Consider the following 25,716-nt stretch of genomic DNA (forward strand, 5'->3'; position numbering starts at 1 on the left):
TCAGGCCTCCAGCCGCGCGCGGACGGTCTCGAGCCGCTCCTGCAACTCGGCTTCACTGATGACGCCGCGGGCGACGAGCGAGTGGGCGAGCGAGACCAACTGGCTCTCGGGGTACGGCAGGCCCGCATACACCGTGGCGGAGAGGGCGTCCTCCTCGTCGCGACGTTCTTTGAAGCTGAGCACCTCGGTATCGCACGCCGAATGGTCGAGTGCGTCGCACAGACCGTCGAGGCTGGTTTTCCATGGGGGAACGGGGTTTTCGACGCCCCACTTGGCGGCCATGCGTGACCAGACCTGGTCGCGCTCCACAATGTCCCGCAGCGGGGCGATGTCGCTCATCCGGCCGTCCCCGGGTGCATGGCCGGCCGCGTCGTCACGATCGCGTTGGTGGTGACGCCCGGCTTGGGCAGCGCCACGCCGATCAGGCAGTCACGCGTGATGATCTCGGCCAGTTGATCTTCGGTCCACCCATCGGTGCCCTCCGGGCGCATCGGCATCACCATGAACCGGTGCTTCTGGTTGGAGTCTTCGACACGGACCTCGATGTCGTCGGGGAGATACAGCCCGAACTCGGCCAGCACCTGACGCGGCCAACGCACCAGGCGCCGCCGGTAATTGGGCGTGCGGTACCACTCCGGCGAGTTGCCCAGGATCGGCCGGGGGTAGCACGAGCACAGCGCGCAGACGATGACGTGATGCACCGTCGGGGTATCGGCAAGGATCTGGAACGCCACGAAATCGCTTGGCGTGCCGAAGCCGGTGGGCTCCAGCCAGTCGACGCCGACGGCTTTGCTGGCGGCCAGTGAGTCGTTGACGGCGAGTTCGGCGAACTCGGGATCGAGCCAGGCGCGGGCGACGAGCCGGGCCGCGGGGGTGGGGCCGATCTGCTCGGCGAACTCGGTGAACCGCCGATGCTCCTCGGCGGTGAAAATGCCTTTCTCGATACACAACTCGCGCAGTGCGATCTCGAGGACCTCGAAGTCGGTGATCTCGTCGACCATGGGTTTCACGGTGCGCGCGTGATCGTGGTCATGATCATGGTGGTGATCGGAGCCGTGATCAGACATGCAAATCCTTTCTGGCAACGGTGATTCGAGCTAGTTGGCTGCTTCCAGCCAGCGTTCGGGGATTTCGGTGCGCAAGGTGTCCTGCTTGGTCCCGGTGTAGTCGTGCCACAGCTCGGATTGGTTGAACTCGACGACGTAGAACCACTCGGGCGGCGCGTCGGGGATGTCCCAGGTCTCGTCCTCCGGCGCCGGGCTCTCGTAGGCCAGCACGGCGATCTTGCCGGTCGCGCCGCGCACGTACTCGGGGGTGCGGGTGTAGAAGATCACCGGCAGCTCGCGCACCCGCACGGCGTCACCGACTTTGAACTTCGGTGTCCCGGCTTTGCCGGCATAGATCTGCGGATCCCCGATGCCGACGGCCTCGATGTGGTGCTTGTTGCGCTTGACGTTCGCGCCGTCGCCCTCAGACCTGGGCTTGGCTTCGAGGGTCTTGCCGTCGAGCCCGCCCTCGTAGCGCGCCTTCACCTCGGCCATCCGCTCCATGAGCTCGCCGAGGCCGATGTGGTGCTTCTCGATGAGGACCCGGGCAACCGACAGCAGCCAGCGTCCGTAATAGGGGAGACCGAGGTATTCCGCGCGGCCGACGTCGACGTTGCCGATGCGGCGCCGTTCCTCCGACAGCCAGATGCCGCGCCACGCCAGCACCTCGCAGATGACGTACGTCATGTGTTCCCACAGCTCGTACTGCTTGTTGACGTACTCCATGGGCGCATCGGGTTCACCACCGACGTCGTGGACAGGCTTGAGGTACGCCTGGATGCGGGCGGCGTCCAGCATGTCGGGGTACGGGGCGTCGGGAAGCTCCGGATAGGACGATTTCAGTCGGGACACCAAGCCCAGTTGGGCTGCGCGCTCGGCCGCTGTGCTCATGGCAGCTCCTCAGGTTGTGCAGACGCCACAAACTGACGCGAGGGCCGGTCCGGCATCCAACACGTACTGAGGAACGAACGCACCCCCGCGTCCTGGCTCACATGACTACGTTTCGACCATATCCCCGCTTCGGCAGTTGCGTGCCGGTTTGCGCGCATTCGCCAAACGCATTGCCGCATAAACCGATTCACGCACCTTCGCGGGCGTGTGCAGGCGGTGGTGGCGACGACCGGTTCGTCGGCCGGTGTGCCCGGCGCCGGCCAGCACCGGCCGGACGAGTTCACCGAGATGAATGCCAGCAAATCATCTCTTTCCCCAACCGGCCTGACGTGTGATGCTGTGCTCGGCAGTCGCAGAGGAAGGCCGGGAGATGGACGTCAGCACGATCAGCGACGAGATGCGGGAACTGTTGGAACGCGCGCTGGGCCCTCTGCCCGATCCGTGCGATCTACCCCTGCCGCCCATGGGCCTGTCGGTCGAGGAGGAACGCGAGCAGCGTAAGCGCGACCTCGCCATCGCGTTCCGGGTGTTCGGCAAGTTGGGATTCTCCGAGGGCGTCGCCGGGCACATGACCGCCCGCGACCCGGAAGACCCGGATCTGTTCTGGGTCAACCCGTTTGGCATGAGCTTCAACCACATTCGCGTCAGCGACCTCATCTGCGTCGACCATCAGGGCCACGTCGTGCACGGCACGCGGCCGGTCAACGCAGCCGCGTTCACGATCCACGCGCAGGTGCACAACGCCCGGCCCGACGCGGTCGCCGCCGCCCACACGCACTCGCTGTACGGCAAGTCGTTCTCGGCCCTCGGCATCCCGCTCGAGCCCCTCACTCAGGACGCCTGCCCCTTCTACGAAGACCACGGCCTGTATCTCGATTACCGCGGGGTGGTCCTTGCCGAAGAAGAGGGCAAGAACATCGCCGCGGCAATCGGCAGCAACAAGGCAGCCATCCTGCGCAACCACGGATTGATCACCGTCGGCACCTCGGTCTGCGCGGCCGCCTGGTGGTTCGTCACGATGGAGCGGTCGTGTCAGGCGCAACTGCTCGCGATGGCAGCCGGGACGCCGACCGTCATCGACCACGACACCGCCAAACTGGTACACAGCCAGATCGGCAGCGACATGGTCGCCTGGTTCCAGTTCCGGCCGCTGTGGGAGCAGATCGTCGCGAGCCAGCCGGACGTCTTCGACTGATGGGATTCTTCCCGGGATTCACCAACGAGCGGCTGGCCATCAACGGCGTCGAAATCCAGGCCGTCATCGGCGGCTCGGGCCCGCCGCTGTTGCTGCTCCACGGCGCGCCGCAGTCCCACGTGATGTGGCACCACCTCGCGCCCCGATTGGCCGAGCGCTTCACCGTCGTCGCGACGGACCTGCGCGGGTACGGCGACAGCTCGAAACCACCCGGCGACGGCGACCACGCCGACTACAGCTTCCGGACGATGGCGGCCGACCAGGTCGCGGTCATGAACCTGTTGGGGCACAACACCTTCGACGTGGTCGCCCACGATCGCGGTGCGCGCGTGACGCACCGGATGCTGCTCGACCACCCCGAAGCCGTCACCCGCGCCGCGCTGCTCGACATCATCCCCACCAAGTACGTCTATGACCATGCCGACCGGGCCCTGGCCACCGCGTACTTCCACTGGTTCTTCTTCATCCAGCCCGCGCCACTTCCCGAGCTGATGATCGAGCCGACCGCCGCGGTGCTGCTCAAGGCCTTCCTCGGGGCTTTCGGCGGCGGCGAGTTCTACGACCCCGCGGCCATGGCCGAGTACGAGCGCTGCTTCGCCACCCCGGACGCCATCCACGCCATGTGCGAGGACTACCGTGCCGCGGCGAGCATCGATCTGGTGCACGACGCCGCCGACGAAGGACGAAAGGTCGAGTGCCCGTTGCTGATCCTGTGGGGCGCACGCGGCGTCGTCGGCCAGCTGTACGAACCGGTCGAAGTGTGGCGGCAGTACGCCAGTGACGTTCGCGGACACGGCATCGACGCCGGCCACTACCTCGCGGAAGAGAACCCCGGCGACACCTTCGCCGCATTGGACGCATTCCTGAGCTGACCGCGCGCCCAGCATCTTCATAACAAGCTCTGAGCTGGTTCATTGCTGGGCCGGTCACTGTGGGCTCATGTCCACTACGTCTCGCACCCGGCGCTACGGCGTCGTCACCCTCGCCGGATTTGCCGCGCTGTCCCTGGCGGCCTGCGGATCCTCGAGCACACCGTCGGCCGGCTCCACCACCGCCAGTTCGTCGCCGTCGTCCGCCGCCCCCGCACCCGCAGGCGCGGGCGGCAAAGACCGCCTGTCCGGCCTGGTCAACTCGGTGTCCGGCGGCACCGTGTCGATCACCGGGAAGGACGGGCCGGGCACGGTGGACATCACGTCCTCGACCCGCATCACGCAGCTCAGTCCCGGTCAGCTGACGGACGTCACGGCGGGCGAGTGCGTCGCGGTCCGCCCGGTCAAGGGCAACGACAGCGGTTCCGCGGTGACGGCCGCCAACATCCTCGTCGGCCGGCCGGGCAACGCCCAGTGCGGCGAGAAGGGCGGAAAGCGCGAGCACGGCATCAACGGCACGGTCGCCGCGGTGAACGGCAACACCATCCAGGTCACCGACGCCGACAACGCCCAGATCACGGTGACGGTGACACCCGATACCCGCTACACCAAGACCGCCGGCGCGGACGCGAAGGCGATCGCCGCCGGGATGTGTCTGGGTGCGCGCGGCACCAAGGACGGCAACGGCGCCCTGCAGGCGACGTTCGCGATGGTGCGGCCGGCCGTCAACGGCGCGTGTGGCGGGGGCGGCGGGCACGAGCACCACTGAGTCAAGCCGCGATCACCCCGGCGGCGCGAAGAACTCCAGTGCGATGCCGTCGGGGTCGCGGAAGCTCAGACCCGAGCCATAGGGTGCGTCGACCACGCCGCCGTGGGTGATGCCCAGCGCTTCGAGCTTGGCGGCCCAGTCGACGAGCTCGTCCCGCGAGGCGCAGCCGAAACCGACGTGGTCGAGGCCGGCCCGGAACTCGCTGAACGGGCCCGGCTCGATGGCGCGGTCGTGCTCGTGGATGCCGAACAACGTGCCGCCGGGCAGTGCCCACACCAGATGTCGGTAGCCGGCGTCGGTGTGTTCGTCGAGCACCGGATCATCGCCGATCAGGGCGCGGTACCAGGGACCGCTGACCGCCATGTCGCTGACGGTGACCGCGACATGGTTCAGAGCTGCGAACGCCATGAGATGCCTCCTGATCGTGAATGTTGCGTCATACCACCGGTTTTCCGCGCCGGGCGCGGGACCGCATGTCCCACAGGTACAGCTGGTAGCCGAACAGCCACACGTCGCGCGGAATCACCCGGTCGGCCAGGCGCAGCGTCGTCAGCAGCCGGCCGAACCAGCGCTCCTGGCTCGGTGTCCACGCCAGCTTCATGTGGGTGCGGAATTCGGCGGGCAGGAAACCCGTCGTCGCGAACAGGTTGATCGGCCCGGCCAGTTGCCGCAGCGGGGTGGGCAGGAACGCCAGCGACGCCACGCCGTGCAGGTGCGCGCGGACGGGCTCGTCGATCTGCAGCTCGTCGAGCGTGCGTTTCCAGTACTCGTCGAAGGCGACGCGGTCGGGCGGCCACATGCCGTCGCGGACCTGCAGCGTGGTGCCCAGCGTGCGGGCGTCCTGATAGACGGCGTCGGCGGCCTCGGGGCTGAGCGGTCCGTAGAGGAACTCGTGCTGGTCGACGTAGTAGCGGTAGAGGCACGACGCCACCCACAGCTGCAGCTTCGGGTCGAACGCGTGGTATTTCACCGGGCTGGACGCCGTCGACCGCACCAGCGCATGCACCCGGTCCACCTCGCGGCGGATCAACTCGCGGTCGTCGTCGGTGCCGTACACCGCGGCCGCCAGATAGGTGCCCGTGGTGCGGGCGCGCTTGAACGGGTGCTTGTAGACGTTGCCGCTGTCCACGGGGCTCTCCAGCACGCCGTAGCCCACGCCGGGCAGGGCCAGTTGCATGATCACGTTGGCCGCCGGTGCGAGCGCCGCCGCGGGGTTGATGAGGTCGACAACCCGCTTCGGGTGCCGAGGTGGACCGAGCCGCATGCTGCCGAGTAAACACCCTGTGAGACGCTGCCCGGCGTGTTTGACAGAAGCGCCCCGAGGGCGGCTGGTCTGGCGCTCGGCTACCTGGCGGATGTGTGCTGGGGCGATCCGCAGCGCGGTCATCCGGTAGCGCTCTTCGGTACCGCCGCGGCCGCCCTGGAACGCCGCACGTACCGCGACAACCGGCCGGCCGGGGCCGGTCACACGGCCGCGCTGCTGGTCGGTCTGGGGGCGCTGGGTTTCGGGCTGGAACGCGTCGCGCGCGGCCCGGTGGCGAAGACATTGGTCACTGCCGCGGCGACCTACACGGTGCTGGGGGGCACGTCGCTGGCCCGCACCGGCGCCGACATGGCGGCGCGACTGGACCGCGGCGACGTGGCCTCGGCCCGTGAGCTACTGCCGTCCCTGTGCGGCCGGGATCCGTCGGCGCTCGATGCGGACGGGCTGGCCCGCGCCGCGCTGGAATCGGTTGCGGAGAACACGTCCGACGCGCAGGTCGCGCCGATCCTGTGGGGCGCGGTCGCCGGGGTGCCGGGGCTGCTGGTGTACCGCGGCGCCAACACCCTCGACGCGATGATCGGTCACCGCAACCCGCGCTACACCCGGTTCGGTTGGGCGGCAGCACGATTCGACGACGTCCTCAACTACGTGCCGGCGCGCGTGACAGGGCTGTGCGTCATGGCGGCCTCCGGTCGGCCCGCCGCGGCGTGGCGCGCCTGGCGTGCCGACGCGCACAAACATCCGAGCCCCAATGCCGGTGTCGCGGAAGCGTCATTCGCCGGTGCCCTGGGTGTGCGGCTCGGGGGCGCAACGCAGTACGCGCACCGGCTCGAGATGCGGCCGACCCTGGGCGTCGGGCCCGCGCCCGTGCCCGCCGATCTGCGCCGGGCGGTGCGACTGACCCGCCGGGTGCAGGCGCTGGCGGCCGTGCTGGCCGTCGGGATCAGCGGCGCCGGCCGTAGCGGTCGGCGAGTTTCTGCTCGGTCTTCTGCTCGGCGGTGAGCGGGGCGGCCGGTTCCTCAGCGTTCGGGCCGGGGTCGGGGCCGCCGGAAGTCTCGGTGCTCGAACCGGATTGGGCCTTCTCCAGGCGGCGCTGCCGGATTTCGGCCATCACGAAGTAGCCCAGCCCGATGGGTGCGACGATGCCGAACGCGATCCACTGGATGCCGTACGACAGGAACGGGCCGGCATCCAGATGGGGGAGCGCGATGACCCCGAGACCGCCCGGCTGGCCGTCGACGAGCTGCAGGTACTCCGCCGTCAGCGGCACCCCGGTCAGCTGCGAGATCTGCGTCGGGGCGATCGAATAGACCTGCTGGATGCCGTCCTGCTTGAACGGTTCCTTGCCCGACATGACCGGCTCGGCGTCGCGGAGGCGCCCGGTGATCGTGACCGTGCCCGTCGGCGGCGTGGCGAACGGCGGCACGCCCGGCCCGTCGCCCTGCTTGACGTAGCCGCGGTTCACCAGCACGGTCGGGCCACCGTCGACCGCGAACGGGGTGAGCACCTCATAGGACGGGTCGCCGTCGTCGGTCCGTAGCCGGACCAGCACCTGCGCCTCGGGGCGGTAGTGGCCCGTCGCCGTCAGCCGCCGCCACTGCGCGTCCGGGGCCGACGAATCCTGGTGCGGCAGGACCGAGATGAGGGGCGCGGGTTCGGTGTTCAGCGACGACGCGATCTGGTTGTTCTCCCGCGAGGTGCGGGTGTTCTTGCCCAGCTGCCACGGCGCGAGCACCGTGAAGCACAGGTAGGCGAACGCGATCACCACGACGAACAGCGCCAGCCACTGCGGCCGGAGCAGGAACCCGAGCCGGCGCATCAGTCGCCTCGCTCCGCGAGTTGCTTGTCGACCCAGTCGTGCAGGCCCGGCAGCGCGGCCTCGATGACCGCGAAGGTCTCCTCGAAATCGTCGATGCCGCCGTAGTACGGGTCTTCGACGTCGAGGGCGTGGGCGCCCGACCGCGGGTCGAACGAGCGCATCATCCGGACCCGGTCCGGGTCGGCGCCCAGGTCGCTCAGGATGCGGGTGTGGTTGCGGCCCATGGGAACGATCATGTCGGCGGCGAGATGGTCGTCGTCGATCGCCGCGGCGGCGTGCGCGGTGGGGTAGCCGTGCGCGCGCAGCACCCGCTCGGCGCGGCTGTCGGCCGGGTCACCCGCGTGCCAGCCGCCGGTGCCGGCGCTGGTCACCCGGACCAGGTCGGCCAGTCCGCGCTCGTTGATCTGGTGGGCGAACATCTTCTCGGCCATCGGCGACCGGCAGATGTTGCCCGAACAGATGAACGTCACGTGCACGGGGTCAGACACCCAGCACCTCCCGTAGCTCGGCGACGGTGGCGACCCGCCGGACCGTCGAATCGTCGGCGAAATCGGTTGCGCCGTAACCCCAGTCGACGACGACGGTGTCGATGCCGTGGTGCGCGGCCCCATGCACGTCGTGCGACCGGTCGCCGACCATCAGCACCTGTTCGGGTACCGGGGCCAGCTGGGCGAGGGCATGGGCGACGACGTCGGCCTTGGCCGACCGGGTGCCGTCCACACTCGCGCCGGCGACGACCTCGAAGTGCTCGTGGATACCGAAGTGCTCGACGATGCGCCGGGCGGTCGGTTCGGCCTTCGACGTCGCGACGGCCAGGCGCACTCCCGCGGCCCGCAGGTCCGCCAGGAGATCCTCGATGCCGTCGAACATGCGGTTCATGGACCAGCCGCGGGTGGTGTAGTCGGCGCGGTAGGCGGCGATGGCGTCGGCGGCCTTCTCGCCGAGGCCCAGCGAGCCCAGCGTCACGTGCATCGGCGGGCCGACGATCCGTTCCACGAGGTCACCGTCGGGGATGTCGGCGCCGACAGCGCCGAGCGCATGACGGAAGCTGGCGACGATGCCCTCGGCGGAGTCGGTCAGCGTCCCGTCGAGGTCGAATAGCACCAACTGCGGGGTCACGGTGTCATTGTCCCTGATGTGTCTGGCCGCCTGCGCCGCGCATTAGGGTCTACCTGTGGAACTCGGGGCGCGCTATCACGGCGATCAGGCGGTGGCGCCCGGCATGCTCGACTTCGCGGTGAACGTCCGCGGCGCCGGTCCGCCGCAGTGGCTGGCCGACCGGCTCGCGGCCCGGCTGGCCGACCTGGGCAGTTATCCGGCCTCGTCCGACGTGGCCGCGGCCCGCGCAGCCGTGGCGGCCCGGCACGGCCGTGACCTCGACGAAGTGGCGCTGCTGGCGGGCGGCGCCGAGGGTTTTGCGCTGCTCCCGTTGCTGCAGCCCAGCCTGGCGGCGCTCATCGCGCCGTCGTTCACCGAGCCGCAAGCCGTCTTCGACGCCGCCGGGGTGCCCGTCACGCACGTGGTGCTGGCCGCGCCGTTCCGGCTGTCCGGCGCGGCGGTGCCGGCGGACGCGGACCTCGTGGTTGTGGGCAATCCCACCAATCCGACCGGCGTCCTGCACCGCCGCGACGAGATCCTGGCGCTGCGGGCACCGGGTCGCATCGTCGTCGTCGACGAGGCCTTCGCCGACGCGGTGCCCGGTGAACCGGAGTCGCTGGCCGGGCGGTCGCTGCCCGACGTCGTGGTGCTGCGCAGCCTGACCAAGACGTGGTCGCTGGCCGGGCTGCGGGTCGGCTACGCGCTGGGCGCGCCCGAGGTGCTGGCGCGGCTGACGGCGCAGCGGCCGCACTGGCCGCTGGGCACGCTGCAGTTGGAGGCGTTGACGGCGTGCAGCACGCCGGCCGCGGTCGCCGAGGCCGGGGCCGGGGCGCGCCGGTTGGCCGACCTGCGGGCCGAGATGGCGGCGGGTCTGACGGCGGCGGGTTTCGCGGTGGCCGACGGCGCGGCACCCTTCGTACTGTTCTCGGTGCCGGACGCCGAGCTGGCCCGGAAGCACCTGGCGGAGAAGGGGATTGCGGTGCGCCGCTGCGACACGTTCGTCGGGCTGCCCGGCGGCTACCTGCGCGCCGCGGTCCGCCCGGAATGGCCGGTCCTCGCCGAAGCCCTACAGGAGGTCCCCTGGTGAGTGTGCCGTTGCGTGACGTCATCGCCGCGCTGGACCGCGCCTACCCGCCGGCGCTCGCGCACAGCTGGGACTCGGTGGGCCTGGTGTGCGGTGACCCGTCCGAGGCCGTGGAGTCGGTGACCGTCGCGGTCGACGCCACCGCGGCCGTCGCCGCGTCGGTGCCCGAGGGCGGACTGCTGCTGGCGCACCATCCGCTGCTGCTGCGCGGCGTCGACACCGTGGCCGCCGACACCGGCAAGGGCGCCCTGATCCACTCGCTGATCCGCCGCGGCGCGGCGCTGTTCAGCGCGCACACCAATGCCGACGCGGCCGCGCCCGGGGTGTCGGACGCCCTCGCCGAGGCACTGGGCCTGCAGGTCGAGGGTGTGCTCGACCCCGCCGAGGCGCGCGCTGACCTGGACAAATGGGTCGTGTTCGTGCCGCACGTGAACGCCGACGCGGTGCGGGACGCGATGTTCGCCGCCGGTGGCGGCCAGATCGGCGACTACTCGCACTGCAGCTGGGCGACCATGGGCGTAGGCCAGTTCCTGCCGCACGAGGGCGCGACACCGACCATCGGCATGGTCGGCGCCATCGAGCAGGTCGCCGAGGACCGCGTCGAGGTGATCGCGCCGTCCCGGCTGCGGCGGGCGGTGCTGACGGCGATGCGCGCGGCGCACCCCTATGAGGAACCGGCGTTCGACGTGCTCACGCTGGCGCCGCTGCCGTCGGACGTCGGAATCGGGCGCATCTGCTCATTGCCGGAGCCGGAACCGTTGTCGGCCTTCGCGTCCCGCGTCGCGCGCGGTCTGCCCACCACATCGTGGGGGGTACGGGCAGCGGGCGATCCGGACGCCCTGGTGTCACGCGTCGCGGTCTGCGGGGGCGCCGGCGACTCGCTGCTGGGGGCGGTGACGCGGTCGGGCGTCGATGTCTACGTGACGTCCGATCTGCGCCATCATCCCGCCGACGAGCACCGCCGCGCATCGGACGTGGCGCTGGTCGATGTAGCGCATTGGGCGAGTGAATTTCCGTGGTGCGAGCAGGCCGCCGGGGTCGTGCGTGCACAATTCGGTGATGCGTTGCCGGTGCGGGTCAGCCAGATCCGTACCGACCCCTGGAACGTCGAGATAACCTGCTGAGAGACGTGAAGATGAAAGCTGAAGTGTCGCAACAACGTTTGTTGCTCGAGGTGGCCGAAGTGGACGCCGCGCTGACCCGCCTGACGCACCGGTCGACGCACCTGGTCGAGCAGCAGCGCTTCGACGCCGTGCAGGCAGAGCACCGCGAGGCCAACGATCGGTTGGCGGCGCTGAGCATCGCCGTCGAGGATTTGGACGCGCAGATCGCCAAGTTCGAGTCCGAGATCGACGCCGTGCGTCAGCGTGAGGCCCGTGACCAGAAGCTGATGGACAGTGGTTCGGTCGGCGCCAAGCAGGTGGCCGAACTGCAGCACGAGCTCGAGACGCTGCAGCGCCGGCAGGCCGCTCTCGAGGAGCAGCAGCTGGAGATCATGGAGCGTCGGGAAGAGCTGCAGGGTGAGCGGAACGAGGAACTGGCCCTGATCGACGCGCTGCAGGGGGATCTGACCTCAGCGCAGGTCGAGCGCGACCAGGCGCTGGTGTCCATCGACGAGTCCCGCAAGGTGGCGGCCGACCGGCGCAAAGCGCTGCTGGACTCGGTGTCCCCGGAACTTGCCGAGATGTACGAGAAACAGCGCAAGCTGGGCGGCCCCGGCGCGGGGCTGCTCCAGGGCAGCCGCTGCGGCGCCTGCCGCATCGACCTGGATCGTGGTGAGCTGTCCCGGGTTTCGGCGGCCGCCCCCGACGACGTGCTGCGCTGCCCCGAGTGCGGGGCGATCCTGGTGCGGGTCAAGGACTTCCGTGCGGGAGAAACCGGTCTGTGAGAGTTCTGGTCGAGGCCGACGGTGGGTCGCGCGGCAACCCGGGACCCGCAGGCTATGGCGCCGTGGTGTTTTCGGCCGACCGGGCCGAGGTGCTCGCGGAGAGCAGTGCCTCGATCGGGGTGGCGACCAACAACGTCGCCGAATACCGGGGCCTGATCGCCGGTCTGGAGGCCGCGGCCGCCCTGGACGCCGATGACGTTGCGGTGTCGATGGATTCGAAGCTGGTGGTCGAGCAGATGTCGGGCCGCTGGCAGGTCAAGCATCCGGACCTGATCCCGTTGAACCGCGAGGCGGTGGCGCTCGCCCGGCGGTTCGGCCGGGTGAGCTACACGTGGATTCCGCGGGCCCAGAACTCCCACGCCGACCGGTTGGCCAACGAGGCCATGGATGCTGCGGCGGCGTCGGTGTCGGCGCCGTCGGTGCCGGCTGCCCAGCCGGAGCCGAAAGCTGCTGCGGCACAACCATCCGCGCCCGGTTGGACCGGTGCCGTCGGCGCGCCGACCCGGTTCCTGCTGCTGCGGCACGGGCAGACCGAATTGTCGGTGCACCGGCGCTACTCGGGCCGGGGTAACCCGCCGCTGACCGAACTGGGACGCGAGCAGGCCGCGGCGGCCGCGGCGTATATCGCTGGCATCGACGGCATCTCGGCGGTGATCAGCTCGCCGCTGCAACGGGCGCTGGACACCGCGAAGGCGGCGGCGAGTGCGCTGGGCCTCGATGTCACCGTCGACGACGACCTGATCGAGACCGACTTCGGTGCCTGGGAAGGCCTGACCTTCCGCGAAGCGGCCGAACGGGATCCGGAATTGCACCGCAGCTGGCTGGGGGACACCAGCGTAGCGCCGCCGGATGGGGAGAGCTTCGATACGGTGACGCACCGGATTCGCCGCGCCCGCAACCGGATCATCGCCGAGCACGGTGCGACGACGGTACTCGTGGTCTCGCATGTCACGCCGATCAAGACGATCCTGCGGCAGGCGCTCGATGCGGGGCCCGGCATCCTGTACCGCCTGCACCTGGATCTGGCGTCGCTGAGCATCGCGGAGTTCTTCGGCGACGGCGGTTCCGCGGTCCGGTTGGTCAATCAGACCGCTTATCTGTAGGCCGGTCTGTAGCTCCGGCGGTTTGCTGACTCACAGATTTGTCGTGTCAGGACAGAGCAGAGCGGGCGACGCTGGTTTTTTCGTCGGTTGCGGACATAGGTCGAAAGCTGTCGTCCACGCAGAATCTGCGTAGCAACATTTCAAACGGTTGTTGAACGCGCATCGGTCGCAGCTGGGCAGAGCTGCCGCGGGTCCGACCCGTCTGCGCGCACCGCGGAACATGTTGGCACCAGTCCCGTTTTCGACCTCGAGGCAGGGGAGTGAATGGCCACGCTCATCGCCGGGCACGCTGCGACGACGACGGGAGCGGACCGACTGCACTCGCTGGGCCGCAATCTTCGCGATCCCGGCGCCTACCGCGAGCTGGACCGGCAACTCGACCGCTTCCGCCGCCGCCTCGAACGCCAGCGCAGTGCCGGCACCGCGACCGAAGACGTGTTGGCCGGCGTCCAGCGGCTCCGCCGTGAGCTGAGCCGTCGCGCGGTGGCCCATGGTGCCGGGCGCGTGACTGCCATTCGCCACGCCGTCGATTCGTTGCGCGGCACCTCGTCGCGGGAGACCATCAAGGCCGCCATGACACTGCTGTGCCGGGACTTCGGATTCAGCCGCGTCATGGTCTCCACGGTCCGCGAGCACGATTGGCTGCCGCGGCATCTGCATGGCCGCGGTGCGACATCGCTGTCCTTCCATGGGTTCTCGGTGGGCGTGCCCGTCCGGTTCGAGGACGCCGAGGCAGAGGCCGCCCTGATCCGCGGGCGACACGGCGTCGTCGTGTCCCGCCCGACCGCGTCGGCCCGGCTGGACTACCTCGCGGCACCGATCACCGTCGGCGGCGCGGTGATCGGGATGCTGCACGCCGATTTCCCCGAAGCCCCCGGCACCACGGTCATGGATCAGTTCGATCTGCTCGAGGCATTCGCCGAATGCCTGGCCGTGGTGTACGAGCGGGCCGTTCTGGCAGAGAAGGTTACGCAGCAGCGCGTCGAGGTCGACAAACTCTGCGCCACAATGGATCACCTCATGACGCGGCCCGCACCGGGTGGCGCTGTCGTGTCGGATGCAGGCGAGTGCGAGCCGGATGTCCAGCCGACGAGCGCGCCCGTCGTCGCGGCCGAGCTGACCCCGCGTGAGCGGGAGGTCATGTCCTACGTGGCGACCGGAGCCACCAATCGCGACATCGCGCGCTGTCTGGAGATCTCCGAGGGCACCGTCAAGTCCCATCTCAAGCGCATCGCCGAGAAGTTCGGCACCACCAACCGCGCGGCCGCCCTCGCGATGTATCTGGCGATGGACGCCGGCGTGGGGAGCGGACCGTCGCGATGACGCGCCGTGCGATGGTGACCAGGCTCAATCAGATCGACGGACACCTGCGCAGCGTGCTCAACCTGCCGCGAGCGGACAAGGCGACCACTCTCGAGGAGGCCATTGCCAACTCGGCGGCGACCACGGAGGAAGTGCTGTTCGGCGACGACGGCGAGGGCATCGCACTGATGCCCGCCGTGGCGCAGCGGCTGCTGATGGCGTCGTTGCAGGCGCAGGTCGAGGCGCGCCTGATCAGCGGTGACGACTCCGGTGCCACGGCGCGCTCGGTGATCGACAGCATCCGGCGGTTGAAAGCGGCGCCGTCGCTGCAGGCACTCGAGCGCCAGGTGTGCGCCGAGCTCTGCCACACCATCGGGTTCAGCAGTGCGGTGCTGTCGTCCATCGCTCCCGACAAGTTCATCCCCGTGACATCGCACGGCACGCGCGGTACCGGAAAACCGGTGCCGCGCAATGTCGCTGCCGCCGAACAGGACTGCGTCAGATTCCGGCGGGTCATCCACGCCGGCGGCGATGAGGCGCCGGCCAGCGAGGGCTTCTGCGACATACTGGGCGCTGCGGACTATCTGGTCGCCCCCATTGTCGTCGAGTCGAAAGTGGTGGCACTGGTCCACATGTTCCGCGCGCGGGGTGCCATCGCCGACGGTGACGTCGAGACGTTGGGACTGCTGTTGGCGGTGTATTCGTTCGTCTACGAGCGGCTGTTGAATTCCGAACGGATGGAACAGCTTCGGGTATCGATCATCGGGGCCGCCGCCCGGTTGGCGGAGGAAGCCGACCGCATCGCCGGCACCGCCGTCAGCCTGGACCCCGGCGGTGACGACGACGTGTTCGCGCCGGCCGCGGCGGTCGATGCGGTCACGGCGGCGTTGTCCAGCCGCGAGCGTGAGGTGTTCGCCAGGATGGTGCGGGGCGACTCCAATGCGGAGATCGCCGAGGGGTTGGTCGTGTCGGTGGAAACCGTCAAGACGCACGTGAAACGCATCCTGCGCAAGATCGGCGCGGCCAATCGGTTGGAGGCGATCACGCTCTACATGGACGCGCAGTCCAGATTCGGTGAACAGGCGCGATAGCCGTGCGTGCTTTCGGCCTCCGTCGGGTTTTCGGGGCGCTTTCGATATTGCCGCTGTGGTGAATTAAAAAACTGGCCTGCATTTCTGTTCTGGTGCGAATTCAGCAATTATCTGATATGGCTTGACTGTGCTATTGCTGTGGAATTCCGGTACCGCCAGCACCGTGTGATGTAGAGCACAATAGTCACCCCGATGGGGGACAACTCACAGGCCTGAATCCCTCCATCTGGAGGTGGCTGACGGCTGACCTACATTGATAGCGTCTCCACCCATGTTGGCCGCAGCGATCGCTTATCGACCATACGTAGTGGATTCGGCGCAATGGTTGGAAAGTGCGGGCGGCAAATGGTGACGATTGCTCGCACAGCGGCGAAGCCGGTTACTTCACTGGGCGGCTTCTTCGCGATGACGTTCGACACTTTTGTGCAAATGTTTCAACCGCCGTTCGCATGGCATGAATACGTCATGCAAACGTGGTTCGTCGCGCGCGTGTCCGTCCTGCCCGCGCTGCTGCTCACGATGCCGTTCGCGGTGTTGCTGACATTCACCTTCAACATTCTCCTGACCGAATTCGGCGCAGCCGACTTCTCCGGCACCGGCGCCGCGATCGGCACCGTCAACCAGATCGGCCCCATCGTCACGGTGCTGGTGGTGTCGGGGGCCGGCGCGACGGCGATGTGCGCCGACCTCGGGGCGCGGACCATCCGCGAAGAACTCGACGCGCTGCGCGTGATGGGCATCAACCCCATCCGTTCGCTCGTGGTGCCCCGCGTGCTGGCCGCCACCACGGTGGCGCTGGCGCTGTCGGCGACGGTGATCCTCGTCGGCCTGACCGGTGCGTTCCTGTTCTGTACCACCGTGCAGCACGTGTCTCCGGGTGCGTTCGTCGGCGGCCTGAACCTGCTCACCGGTCCCGGGGACATCATCGTCGCGCTCATCAAGGCGACGCTGTTCGGCATGGCGGCCGGCCTGATCGCTTGCTACAAGGGCACTTCCGTGCGCGGCGGCCCCGCGGGTGTGGGGAACGCCGTCAACGAGACCGTGGTCTTCACCTTCATGGTGCTGTTCGCCATCAACGTCATCGTGACCGCGGTCGCGATCCAGTACACGGTGTCGTGAGGGAGAGATGACTGTCGACGTCCCCAGCCGCAGATTCCCGCGGCTCGACAAACTGGCCAAGACCTCGGTGGCGCGCTGGAATCGCATCGGTGAGCAGGGTGCCTTCTATTCGCACACCATCGGGTCGATTCCCGATGCCGTCGTCAACTATCGTGCGGAGCTGTTACGGCTCATCGCCGCAACAGGTTTGGGCACCGGCGCGCTCGTCGTCGTCGGTGGCACGGTCGCGATCGTCGGCTTCCTGACGATGACGACGGGTGCCCTCGTGGCGATCCAGGGCTACAACCAGTTCTCGTCCGTGGGCTTCGAGGCGCTCACGGGTTTTGCTTCGGCGTTCCTCAACGTGCGGATGATCGTGCCGGCGACCACGGCCGTGGCGCTGTCGGCCACCATCGGCGCCGGCGCCACCGCGCAGATCGGTGCCATGCGGATCAACGAAGAGATCGACGCCCTCGAGGTGATCGGCATCCGCAGCATCACCTACCTCGCGTCGACCCGGGTCCTGGCCGCGGTGGTCGTGGTGATCCCGCTGTACTGCGTCGCGGTCATGATGGCGTTCTTCGCCGCGCGCATGGGCACCACGACGGTCTACGGGCAGGGCGCCGGTGTGTACGACCACTACTTCAACACGTTCCTCAACCCGACCGACCTCATCTGGTCGTTCGTCCAGTGCGTCGCCATCACTGTCGTGATCATGTTGGTGCACACGTACTTCGGCTTTGCCGCTTCCGGCGGTCCCGCCGGCGTGGGTGAGGCGGTCGGCCGTGCGGTGCGTCTGTCGATGGTGATCGCGGCCGTCGAGATCGTGTTCATCTCACTGGCCATCTACGGCCAGTCCGGCAACTTCAACATGGCGGGTTAGCCGGTGGAAGCGCGCAAGGGAGATCGCCGGATCTCGAACTCATGGTGGGCCCTGATCCTGATCACGGCCGTGGTGCTGTTCATGGTGGTGACCACGGTCATCTTCACCGGTGCCGCGAAACCCTATGTGCCCGTGACGGTCATGGCGGACCGGGCGGGTCTGGTGCTGGAGACCAACGCCAAGGTCAAGATGCGCGGCGTGCTGGTGGGCCGTGTCAGCCAGATCGACGTGGGCCAGTCGGGGGCGACCCTGCAACTCAAGCTCGACCCGGACCAGGTGAAGTACATCCCCGCCAATGTCGGTGCGCAGGTGAGTGTCACAACGGCGTTCGGCGCCAAGTTCGTCGATCTGGTTTATCCGTCGTCGCCCAGCAGCACCCGGTTGGCCGCCGGCGCGGTGCTGCACTCCGAACACACGACGACCGAGGTCGACACCGTCTTCGAGAACATCGTCAACCTGCTCGACATGGTGGATCCGGCGAAACTGAACTCGGTGCTCAGCGCCGTCGCCGAAGGCGTCCGTGGCCAGGGTGAGCGAATGGGCCAGGCCACAACCGATCTCAACGAGGTACTGACGGCGCTCAACTCACGCTCGGACAAGATTCGTGACGACTGGCGGTCGTTCAAGCAGTTCAGTGACACCTACGGTGCGGCGGCCGACAACATCGTGAAAATCCTCAACGCCGCCAGTACCACCAGCAGCACGGTGACGGGTAAGGCCACGGCACTCGACAGCCTGCTGATGAACGTCATCGGATTCTCCGAGGCCGGCACGGACCTGCTGGGTCCGAACCGGGACAACCTCGTCGACGCCATCAATGGGCTGGAACCCACGACGAGTCTGCTGCTCAAGTACAGCCCCGGATACACCTGCTGGCTGGAGGGCACCAAGAAGTTCCTCGACACCGGCGCGTGGGGCGTGTTCGGCGGGGCCGATGGCCGCTCGCTGATCCTCGATGCGACGCTGCTGCCCGGCAAGAACCCGTACGTGTTCCCCGACAACCTGCCGATCAACGCGGCCAAGGGTGGTCCCGGCGGGAAGCCCGGCTGTGGCTCGCTGCCCGACGTCGCCAAGAACTTTCCAGTGCGGCAACTGATCACCAACACGGGCTGGGGCACCGGGCTCGACATCCGGCCGAACCCGGGCATCGGCAGCCCCTGCTGGGGCCAGTGGTTCCAGAGCACCCGCGCAGTGCCTCAGGCGCCGAGCATCCGGCAGTGCCTGCCCGGGCCCGCTCCCGGCCCGATCCCGTACCCCGGCGCGCCGCCCTACGGCGCACCGCTGTACGGCCCCGGCGGGGTGCCGCTGTGGCCCGGTGTGCCGCCCGCGCCGCCGAATCCCGCTGACGCGCAACCGCAGTCGGCACCGGCGCCCGCCGAGGCGCCGCCACTGCCGGCCGAAGCCCCCGCGTTGCCTGCCGAGGCGGGCGGGAACTGACCGTGATGACCAATCAACGACCGAGACAGGAGGGAAGTCGTGGAGAACCTTAGGGGCACGCTCCTGCGCCTGTCCGTCTTCCTGTCGGTATGTCTGCTCGGCACCGTCGCCCTCTGGGCGGTCTTCGCCGACCTGCGGTTCGACGAGGGTCACACCTACTTCGCCCGCTTCATCAACGTCTCGAACATGAAGAAGGACAGTCACGTTCGCATCGCGGGCGTGGAGGTCGGCCAGGTCAAGAACGTGTCGATCAACCGCGATTCCACGGTGACGGTCGAGTTCACCGCGGACAGTTCCGTCGTACTGACCGAGGGCAGCCGTGCCGTGATCCGGTATGACAACGTCGTCGGTGACCGGTTCCTGGCGCTCGAGGAAGGTGCCGGCGGCACCAAGAAGCTCAACGCGGGGGACACCATCCCCGTCGACCGGACCCAGCCGGCGCTGGACCTCGATGCCGTCATCGGTGGTTTCCGTCCGTTGTTCTCGGCCCTGAGCCCCGACAAGATCAACGATCTCAGTGGGCAGCTGATCCAGGCGCTGCAGGGGCAGGGGCCGTCGATAGGGTCGTTCCTGGCGCAGGCCGCGGTGGTCACCAACACCCTGGCCGACCGCGACCAGTTGATCGGGCAGGTCGTCACCAACCTGAACACCGTGCTCAGTTCCTTCGGCGGCAAGAGCGACAAGCTCGACAAAGCCGTGGTGTCACTGTCGCAGTTGGTCGACCGCCTGGCACAACGCAAGACCGACGTCTCGAATGCCGTGGCCTACACCGATGCAGCGGCCAACTCGATTGCCGGCCTGCTGACCGAGGCCAGGCCGCCGCTGGTCAAGACCGTCCATGAAGTGGACCGGACCGCCGGACTCGTGCTCGCCGACCACGACTACTTCGACAACTTCATCAACACCCTGCCGGACAAGTACAAGGCGCTGACCCGGCAGGGCATCTACGGCGACTTCTTCAGCTTCTACCTCTGCGACGCGGTGCTCAAACTCAACGGCAAAGGCGGACAACCGGTTTACGTGAAGGTGGCCGGACAGAGCACGGGACGGTGCACACCCAGATGAAACCTTTTGCCGAGCGAAGTCATTTCGCCCTGGGCGCGATAGGCATCAGCGCCGTCGTAATGGTCGCCACCGTCGCGCTGCTGTTCCAGAAGATTCCGTTCGTCAGCGGCACGACCACGTACTCCGGGTACTTCGAAGACGCCAGCGGCCTGCATACCGGTGCGCCCGTGGACATCTCAGGTTTTCCGGCGGGCCGGGTCGCGAGCATCGACCTCGACGGCCCGCGCGTGCTGATCAAGTTCACCGTCGACGACGACGTGCACCTCGGGGAGCGCACCGAGGTCGCGATCAAGACCAAGGGGCTGCTGGGCAGCAAGATGCTCGAAGTCGTTCCCAAGGGCGACGGCGACCTCAAGGGCACCATCCCGCTCGAGCGGACCGTGTCGGCGTACCAGCTGCCGGACGCACTGGGTGACGTGACCAATGCGATCAGCGGCCTGGACACCCATCAGCTGTCGGACTCGCTGGCCACGGTCTCGGAGGCGTTCGCGAACACCGCTCCGGACCTGCGGGACGCGGTCAACGGCATCGCGCGGTTCTCCAAGACGCTGAACGACCGGGACGCACAACTGCGCGGCCTGCTGGAAAACGCCTCGAAGGCGACGACGGTGCTGGCCAAGCGCAGCGACCAGGTGGTCAGCCTGGTCAAGAACACCAATGCGCTTCTGGTGCAACTGCGTTCGCAGAGTGCCGCGGTGAGCCGGCTGTGGAACAGCCTGTCTGCGGTCTCCCAGCAGTTGAAGGGATTGATCGCGGAGAACAAGACGCAGCTGCGGCCGGCGCTGGACAAGCTCAACGGTGTCGTGACGATGCTCGACAACCGCAAGGAGCGGTTGCAGGAGGCCGTCAAGCGACTCAGCCAGTACGCCATGGCACTGGGTGACGCGCTCGGGTCGGGCCCGTTCTTCAAGGCGTACATCGTCAACCTGTTGCCGGGCCAGTTCGTGCAGCCGTTCGTCGATGCCGCGTTCTCCGACCTCGGAGTGGACCCGAACACCAAACTGCCGTCCCAGCTTCAGGATCCGCAGACCGGACAGCCCGGCACCCCGCCGTTGCCCGTGCCGTTCCCGCGCACCGGCCAGGCCGGCGACCCGCGTCTGACGATTCCGGACGCGATCACCGGCAAGCCCGGCGATACCGCTTGTGGCCCACCGGGAATCCCGTTGCCCGGGCCTGGCTGCTACCCCCTCCGCGAAACGCAACCGGCCCCGCCGCCGGGTGGACCGCCACCTGGACCGCCGGCGCTCGCACCCGGGCAGACCGCCATGCCGGAACCGCCGAAGACCCCGCCAGTGCACGTGTCGGATCCCGTTGAGCAGCCAGGAGGACCGTCATGAGCAAGCTGTCCGCCCGCCTGCTCGTCGTCGGGGCCGCGGTGGCTCTCGTCGTGGGTGGCGGCTACTTCGCCGTGACGGCGTTCCAGCGCGCGTCGCGCAACGAAGTGGTGGGTTACTTCCAGAACACCAATCAGTTGTTCAAGGGTGACGACGTCCTGATCCAAGGGGTGCCGGTCGGCAAGGTCGAGAAGATCGAACCTGGGCCGGAAAAGGTCAAGGTCACCTTCTGGATCGACGACAAGTACAAGGTGCCCGCCGAGGCCAAGGCCGTGATCCTGTCGCCACAGTTGGTGACGGGCAGGGCAATTCAGCTGATCCCGCCGTACCGCGGTGGGCCGACGCTGCGGGGCGGCGCCGTGATCCCGCTCGATCGGACCGCGGTGCCGGTGGAATGGGATCAGGTCCGCACCCAGCTGCAGCGGGTCGCCGATCTGCTCAAGCCCGATCAGCCGGGCGGGGTGAGCACGCTCGGCGGCTTCATCAACACCGCCGCCGACAACCTGCGGGGGCAGGGCGCCAGCATCAGGGAATCGGTGATCCGGCTGTCGCAGGCGGTCTCGATCCTCGGCGACCACAGCAACGATCTGTTCTCGACGTTCAAGAACCTCTCGATCCTGGTGTCGGCGCTGCAGGACAGCACCGGCTTGCTGGAACGGCTCAACACCAACCTGGCCGAGGTGACCGGACTGGTCGCCGACGATCCGGGCAAGGTCGGGCAGGCGCTGCACGACATGAGCGCTGTTGCCGATGACGTGCGCTCCTTCGTCGCGGACAACCGGGAAGCCGTCGGGACGGCATCGGACAAGCTGGCCTCGGTCAGCACCGCGATCGTGGGCAGCCTCGACGACATCAAGCAGGTATTGCATGTGGCGCCAACGGCATTGGCCGACCTGAACAACATCTACGAGCCGGCGGTCGGCTCGTTGACCGGCATCCTGGCGGCCAACAACTTCGCCAACCCCGTCAGCTTCATCTGCGGCGCCATCCAGGCCGCGTCGCGTCTCGGCGCGGACCAGTCGTCGAAGTTGTGCGCGCAGTATCTGGCGCCCATCGTCAAGAACCGGCAGTACAACTTCCCGCCGCTGGGCGAGAACCTGTTCGTCGGGACCCAGGCGCGACCCAATGAGGTTACCTACAGCGAGGATTGGATGCGGCCAGACTACGTGCCGCCGTCGCGGCCGGCAGCTCCGGCGGCACAGCAAGCGGCCGCGCAGACCGTGACCACCGACGCCAACGCCGGCCTGGCCGGAATGATGACGCCACCGGCCGGAGGTGGGTCATGACCCGGTTGCGTTCGGCCGCGGGATACGTCGTGGCCACCCTGACGCTGCTGGCCTCGGCGGGCTGCTCGGACTGGCGCGGCGCCAACAGCCTGCCGCTGCCCGGCACCGAGGGCGGGGGACCCGGCGCGTTCGAAATCCAGGCGCAGATGCCGGATGTCACCAACCTGCAGGAGAATTCGCGGGTCCGCGTTTCCGACGTGACGGTCGGCACAGTCACCAAGATCGAGCGACAAGGCTGGCACGCGCTGGTCACCATGCGTCTCAACGGCGACGTGGACGCACCCGCCAACTCGACCATCAAGCTGGGCCTGACCAGCCTGCTGGGCACGCTGCACGTCGAGATCGGACCGCCCAAAGATGGTCGCCCGCAAGGCAAACTGCACCAGGGCTCGGTCATACCGCTGGCCAGCAGCGGCAGCTTCCCCTCGGTCGAGCAGACACTGTCCGCGGTGTCGATGGTGCTCAACGGCGGTGGCATCGGCAACGTCCAGGACATCACCGAGGCCTTCAGTACGGCGTTCCACGGGCGCGCGGAGGACCTGCGCAGCCTCATCAAGCAGCTCGACACGTTCACCGCCAACGTGAAAGACCAGACGCCCGACATCATCGCGGCATCGGAGAGCCTCAACACCGTCGTCGGCAAGCTCGCCGCGAGCCAGCCCGTCCTCGACCGTGCCATCGACACCGTCCCGCAAGCGCTGGCCGTTCTCAATGGTGAGCGCGAAAACCTCGTCACGGCGGCCGACAAGTTGAGCAAGTTCGCCGCGCTCGCCACCGACACCGTGGACCGGTCAAAAGAGAACGTGATCAAGGAATTACGTGCCCTGGGACCGACACTCGAACAGCTTGCCAATGCCGGGCCCGCGATGACCCGGGCACTGAGTTTCATCCCGACGGTGCCGTTCCCGAGCGACACCATCGAGAAGTGGCAGCGCGGTGACTACGCGAACCTCACCGCGATCGTCGACCTCACGCTGAGCCGCATCGACCAGGCGTTCTTCACCGGCACCCGCTGGGAGTGCGACCTGACGGAGCTGGAACTGCAGTGGGGACGCACCATCGGCCAGTTCCCGAGTCCGTGCACCGCGGGCGGCCCGAACAACCCGGGTAATCCGCTGACCATTCCGTACCGCTGGGATCAGGGGCCGTAAATGCATCTCGACAAACGCGTGAGAATTCAGCTCGCGATCTTCGCCCTCGTCGCCCTGATCGCGGTGACGATGATGAGCCTGATCTATATGCAGTTGCCCGCCAAGCTGTTCGGCATCGGACGCTACGTGGTCAAGATGGAACTGCCCGAGACCGGCGGCCTGTATGCCACCGGCAACGTCACCTACCGCGGCACCGTGGTGGGCCGGGTGCAGTCCGTCGGGCTCACACCCACCGGGGTACAGGCGGAGCTGTCGCTCAACTCCGGCACCGATATTCCGTCTGATGTGCAGGCCGACGTGCACAGCCAGATGGCGATCGGTGAGCAGTTCGTGTCACTGACGCCCCGTGGTACCGGCTCGCGGCCGCTCAAGGACGGTGACGTCATCCCGCTGGCGCACACGTCGGTGCCGCCGGACATCAACACCGTGATCGACTCGCTGACCAAGGGCCTGCAGGCCGTGCCCAAGGAGAACCTCAAGACGGTCGTCGACGAATCCGCCACGGCGGTGGGCGGTTTGGGACCGGAGCTCTCGCACATCGTCAAAGGCGGCAGCCAGCTGGCCATCGACGCACGCGCGAACCTGGACCCGCTGCTGAGCCTGATCGATCAGGTCAAACCCGTGCTCGACTCGCAGAACAACACCTCGGGTGCCATCCAGGCGTGGGCGGCGAACGTTGCCACGGTGACCGGTGAACTGCAGGCGCAGGACAAAGCCGTGGGCACACTGCTCGACAAGGGCGGCCCGGCATTCGGCGAGATGGGGCAGTTGTTCAACCGGCTACGGCCGACCTTGCCGATCGTGTTGCAGAATCTGGTGTCCATCAACAAGGTGGCGATCACCTACCAGCCGAACCTCGAACAGCTCCTCGTGCTGCTGCCGCGGACAACGGAAGCAGCGCAAGGCGTTACGTTGGCGAACCGCGACACCAAGCAGGCGTACAAGGGCGCGTACCTGAGCTTCAACCTGAACATCAACCTGCCGCCGCCATGCACCACCGGGTACCTGCCGGCGCAGCAGATGCGCAACCCGGCGCTGGAGGATTACCCCGAGCTGCCGGCCGGTGATTTGTACTGCCGGACCCCGCAGGACGGCATGTTCAACGTGCGTGGCGCCAAGAACCTGCCGTGCGAGACGGTGCCCGGCAAGCGCGCCGCCACCGTCAAGCAGTGCGAGAGCGATGAGCCGTACGTGCCGCTCAACGACGGTTACAACTGGAAGGGCGATCCCAACGCCACCTGGACCGGGCAGGACGTGCCGCAACTGCGGCCCGACACGGCGCCGCCTGCCGGTGCACCACCGCCTCCGGTCGCCGTGGCCGAGTACGACCCGGCCAGCGGGTCGTACATCGGCCCGGACGGAAAGACCTACACCCAAGCCGATCTGGCCCACACGGCTCCGAAGGAGAAGACATGGCAAAGCATGATGACGCCGCAGCCGGGGAGCTGACCGACGGCGGCGGGGTCGCCGTCCTCGACCCCGACATCGACGACGTGGAGGGCATCGACGAGGTGGATGCCGGCGACTCGGTCGAGCCCGCCGGTGAGCCGACGAAGCCGAAGCCGGTGCGCCGGATCGCGGCGGTGGCCGGACTGATTCTGGTGGTCGCACTGAGCGCACTTGTCGGGTGGTTGGTGGTGCGGACGCACCGCGCCACGGCCGTCGACGAGCGGCAGAGCCAGATCGTCCAGGCCGCACGGCAGGGCGCACTGAACCTGACGACCATCGACTGGCAGCGGGCCGACGCCGACGTCCAGCGCATCCTCGACAGCGCGACGGGGGAGTTCTACGACGACTTCGCCAAGCGCTCAGCACCTTTCATCAAGGTCGTCAAAGAGGCGAAGTCGACGTCCACCGGCTCGATCACCGAGGCCGGGCTGGAGTCGGAATCGGGGGATTCGGCGCAGGTACTGGTCGCGGTGGCCGTCAAGACCGCCAATGTCGGTGCGCCGGATCAACAACCACGCGAATGGCGGATGCGCCTCGCGGTGCAGAAAGTCGGTGATGCGATGAAGGTGTCGAACGTGGAGTTTGTGCCGTGAA

At 68.0% G+C, this 25,716-nt stretch carries 27 protein-coding genes; 19 read left to right on the plus strand and 8 right to left on the minus strand.

The window, feature by feature from the left end:
* The 3 genes from VXD91_RS01595 to VXD91_RS01605 are packed head-to-tail and all read right to left on the minus strand — an operon-like array spanning position 1 to position 1,937.
* Positions 1–339, minus strand: a complete 339-nt coding sequence (locus VXD91_RS01595) for a thiocyanate hydrolase (RefSeq protein ID WP_346414449.1) — start codon at positions 337–339, stop codon at positions 1–3.
* Positions 336–1,067, minus strand: a complete 732-nt coding sequence (gene scnC / locus VXD91_RS01600) for a thiocyanate hydrolase subunit gamma (RefSeq protein WP_346414450.1) — start codon at positions 1,065–1,067, stop codon at positions 336–338. The genes VXD91_RS01595 and scnC overlap by 4 nt, the downstream gene beginning before the upstream one ends.
* Before the next feature lie 30 nt (positions 1,068–1,097).
* Complete coding sequence (locus VXD91_RS01605) at positions 1,098–1,937, minus strand: SH3-like domain-containing protein (RefSeq protein WP_346414451.1); 840 nt, start codon at positions 1,935–1,937, stop codon at positions 1,098–1,100.
* A 370-nt stretch (positions 1,938–2,307) separates the two neighbouring features.
* On the opposite strand from VXD91_RS01605, the gene VXD91_RS01610 reads away from it, so the two are divergent.
* The 3 genes from VXD91_RS01610 to VXD91_RS01620 all read left to right on the plus strand — a co-directional run bounded on the left by VXD91_RS01610 (position 2,308) and on the right by VXD91_RS01620 (position 4,770).
* Positions 2,308–3,132, plus strand: a complete 825-nt coding sequence (locus tag VXD91_RS01610; RefSeq protein WP_346414452.1) for a class II aldolase/adducin family protein — start codon at positions 2,308–2,310, stop codon at positions 3,130–3,132.
* Positions 3,132–4,004, plus strand: coding sequence for an alpha/beta hydrolase (locus VXD91_RS01615; RefSeq protein ID WP_346414453.1), 873 nt, complete (start codon positions 3,132–3,134; stop codon positions 4,002–4,004). The genes VXD91_RS01610 and VXD91_RS01615 overlap by 1 nt, the downstream gene beginning before the upstream one ends.
* 67 nt (positions 4,005–4,071) lie before the next feature.
* Positions 4,072–4,770 carry a DUF5666 domain-containing protein gene (locus VXD91_RS01620; protein ID WP_346414454.1) on the plus strand — a complete coding sequence of 233 codons (699 nt, stop codon included), beginning with the start codon at positions 4,072–4,074 and terminating at the stop codon, positions 4,768–4,770.
* 12 nt (positions 4,771–4,782) lie between these two features.
* Here the strand turns inward: VXD91_RS01620 and VXD91_RS01625 are convergent, their stop codons facing one another.
* Positions 4,783–5,178 carry a VOC family protein gene (locus VXD91_RS01625; protein ID WP_346414455.1) on the minus strand — a complete coding sequence of 132 codons (396 nt, stop codon included), beginning with the start codon at positions 5,176–5,178 and terminating at the stop codon, positions 4,783–4,785.
* Positions 5,179–5,206: 28 nt separating this feature from the next.
* A complete protein-coding gene (locus tag VXD91_RS01630) occupies positions 5,207–6,034 on the minus strand; it encodes an oxygenase MpaB family protein (RefSeq protein WP_346414456.1) in 828 nt (275 codons plus the stop codon).
* A 36-nt stretch (positions 6,035–6,070) separates the two neighbouring features.
* On the opposite strand from VXD91_RS01630, the gene VXD91_RS01635 reads away from it, so the two are divergent.
* Positions 6,071–7,036 (plus strand): cobalamin biosynthesis protein, encoded by a 966-nt coding sequence (locus VXD91_RS01635; protein ID WP_212812141.1) that lies wholly within the window; start codon positions 6,071–6,073, stop codon positions 7,034–7,036.
* On the opposite strand, the gene VXD91_RS01640 is transcribed toward VXD91_RS01635, so the two are convergent.
* The 3 genes from VXD91_RS01640 to VXD91_RS01650 are packed head-to-tail and all read right to left on the minus strand — an operon-like array spanning position 6,978 to position 8,972.
* Entirely contained in the window at positions 6,978–7,853 is an 876-nt protein-coding gene (locus VXD91_RS01640; RefSeq protein WP_346414457.1) for an SURF1 family protein, read from the minus strand. The two genes, VXD91_RS01635 and VXD91_RS01640, sit on opposite strands and share 59 nt — an antisense overlap.
* Positions 7,853–8,341: a low molecular weight protein-tyrosine-phosphatase gene (locus VXD91_RS01645; RefSeq protein ID WP_212812139.1), complete on the minus strand. Its 489-nt coding sequence runs from the start codon at positions 8,339–8,341 to the stop codon at positions 7,853–7,855. The genes VXD91_RS01640 and VXD91_RS01645 overlap by 1 nt, the downstream gene beginning before the upstream one ends.
* Positions 8,334–8,972: an HAD-IA family hydrolase gene (locus VXD91_RS01650; RefSeq protein ID WP_212812138.1), complete on the minus strand. Its 639-nt coding sequence runs from the start codon at positions 8,970–8,972 to the stop codon at positions 8,334–8,336. Before VXD91_RS01650 ends, VXD91_RS01645 begins: the two co-directional genes overlap by 8 nt.
* Positions 8,973–9,027: 55 nt before the next feature.
* Here VXD91_RS01650 and cobC point away from each other — a divergent pair, with 55 nt between their 5' ends.
* From cobC to VXD91_RS01725, 15 genes are all read left to right on the plus strand, one after another.
* Positions 9,028–10,038 carry an Rv2231c family pyridoxal phosphate-dependent protein CobC gene (gene cobC / locus VXD91_RS01655; protein WP_346414458.1) on the plus strand — a complete coding sequence of 337 codons (1,011 nt, stop codon included), beginning with the start codon at positions 9,028–9,030 and terminating at the stop codon, positions 10,036–10,038.
* Entirely contained in the window at positions 10,035–11,159 is a 1,125-nt protein-coding gene (locus VXD91_RS01660) for a Nif3-like dinuclear metal center hexameric protein (protein WP_163692677.1), read from the plus strand. Before cobC ends, VXD91_RS01660 begins: the two co-directional genes overlap by 4 nt.
* An 11-nt stretch (positions 11,160–11,170) precedes the next feature.
* Positions 11,171–11,923, plus strand: a complete 753-nt coding sequence (locus VXD91_RS01665) for a C4-type zinc ribbon domain-containing protein (RefSeq protein ID WP_138248607.1) — start codon at positions 11,171–11,173, stop codon at positions 11,921–11,923.
* Positions 11,920–13,026, plus strand: coding sequence for a bifunctional RNase H/acid phosphatase (locus VXD91_RS01670; RefSeq protein ID WP_138248562.1), 1,107 nt, complete (start codon positions 11,920–11,922; stop codon positions 13,024–13,026). The genes VXD91_RS01665 and VXD91_RS01670 overlap by 4 nt, the downstream gene beginning before the upstream one ends.
* A 264-nt stretch (positions 13,027–13,290) precedes the next feature.
* On the plus strand, positions 13,291–14,349 hold the full coding sequence (locus VXD91_RS01675; protein ID WP_138248563.1) for a LuxR C-terminal-related transcriptional regulator: 1,059 nt from the start codon (positions 13,291–13,293) through the stop codon (positions 14,347–14,349).
* On the plus strand, positions 14,346–15,419 hold the full coding sequence (locus VXD91_RS01680; RefSeq protein WP_138248564.1) for a helix-turn-helix transcriptional regulator: 1,074 nt from the start codon (positions 14,346–14,348) through the stop codon (positions 15,417–15,419). The genes VXD91_RS01675 and VXD91_RS01680 overlap by 4 nt, the downstream gene beginning before the upstream one ends.
* A 345-nt stretch (positions 15,420–15,764) precedes the next feature.
* Positions 15,765–16,538, plus strand: a complete 774-nt coding sequence (locus VXD91_RS01685; protein WP_138248565.1) for an ABC transporter permease — start codon at positions 15,765–15,767, stop codon at positions 16,536–16,538.
* 7 nt (positions 16,539–16,545) lie between these two features.
* On the plus strand, positions 16,546–17,400 hold the full coding sequence (locus tag VXD91_RS01690) for an ABC transporter permease (RefSeq protein ID WP_138248566.1): 855 nt from the start codon (positions 16,546–16,548) through the stop codon (positions 17,398–17,400).
* A gap of 3 nt (positions 17,401–17,403) precedes the next feature.
* Positions 17,404–18,837, plus strand: a complete 1,434-nt coding sequence (locus tag VXD91_RS01695; RefSeq protein ID WP_138248567.1) for an MCE family protein — start codon at positions 17,404–17,406, stop codon at positions 18,835–18,837.
* A 39-nt stretch (positions 18,838–18,876) separates the two neighbouring features.
* Positions 18,877–19,902 (plus strand): MCE family protein, encoded by a 1,026-nt coding sequence (locus VXD91_RS01700; protein WP_138248568.1) that lies wholly within the window; start codon positions 18,877–18,879, stop codon positions 19,900–19,902.
* Positions 19,899–21,239, plus strand: coding sequence for an MCE family protein (locus tag VXD91_RS01705; RefSeq protein ID WP_346414459.1), 1,341 nt, complete (start codon positions 19,899–19,901; stop codon positions 21,237–21,239). Before VXD91_RS01700 ends, VXD91_RS01705 begins: the two co-directional genes overlap by 4 nt.
* Positions 21,236–22,522, plus strand: coding sequence for an MCE family protein (locus VXD91_RS01710; RefSeq protein WP_346414460.1), 1,287 nt, complete (start codon positions 21,236–21,238; stop codon positions 22,520–22,522). Before VXD91_RS01705 ends, VXD91_RS01710 begins: the two co-directional genes overlap by 4 nt.
* Positions 22,519–23,673 carry an MCE family protein gene (locus tag VXD91_RS01715; RefSeq protein WP_346414461.1) on the plus strand — a complete coding sequence of 385 codons (1,155 nt, stop codon included), beginning with the start codon at positions 22,519–22,521 and terminating at the stop codon, positions 23,671–23,673. The genes VXD91_RS01710 and VXD91_RS01715 overlap by 4 nt, the downstream gene beginning before the upstream one ends.
* Positions 23,674–25,122 (plus strand): MlaD family protein, encoded by a 1,449-nt coding sequence (locus VXD91_RS01720; protein WP_346414462.1) that lies wholly within the window; start codon positions 23,674–23,676, stop codon positions 25,120–25,122. It begins immediately after the preceding gene.
* Complete coding sequence (locus VXD91_RS01725) at positions 25,086–25,715, plus strand: mammalian cell entry protein (protein WP_346414463.1); 630 nt, start codon at positions 25,086–25,088, stop codon at positions 25,713–25,715. The genes VXD91_RS01720 and VXD91_RS01725 overlap by 37 nt, the downstream gene beginning before the upstream one ends.
* Position 25,716: the final 1 nt, after the last annotated feature.

It is taken from the genome of Mycobacterium sp. SM3041, assembly GCF_039668335.1.
Lineage (GTDB): Bacteria > Actinomycetota > Actinomycetes > Mycobacteriales > Mycobacteriaceae > Mycobacterium.